Below are 351 nucleotides of genomic sequence, written 5' to 3' on the forward strand. Positions count from 1 at the left end.
CGGATGAACAAGGCGAAATTCAGGTACCAACCGGAAAGTTCCGCTTAAGCGATACCGCCAGCCAACATCTATATTGCCAATTCACCTACGACTTCGAAGATGGCTTAGGTGAGCATATTCGCGAACTTGGCTTAATGCTTGGCACGACACCAAAAACGGGCATTCCAGCTGGAAAATATTACCTCTTACCAGACGAGGTGGCAGAGGCTGGTGAGCTTATTTTGCTTGAGCATCGCACGGCGCTATTTCGTGACCAAGGGGTACGCGAAACGTTTGAGTTTGTGATCAGTTATTAAGAAGAAAGCAATGATAAAAGATTATTACCAGCAGTTTGATCCTGCAAAGCAATAC

At 45.9% G+C, this 351-nt stretch carries 1 protein-coding gene; it reads left to right on the plus strand.

The genetic code is table 11. From position 1 onward, the window contains the following. On the plus strand, positions 1-296 hold a 296-nt coding region (locus CWC11_RS21390; protein ID WP_502704821.1), incomplete at its 5' end, for a BW3TFN family phage tail fiber component. Positions 297-351: the final 55 nt, after the last annotated feature.

Origin of the sequence: Pseudoalteromonas sp. S3178 (assembly GCF_005886985.1) — a bacterium.
GTDB lineage: Bacteria > Pseudomonadota > Gammaproteobacteria > Enterobacterales > Alteromonadaceae > Pseudoalteromonas > Pseudoalteromonas carrageenovora.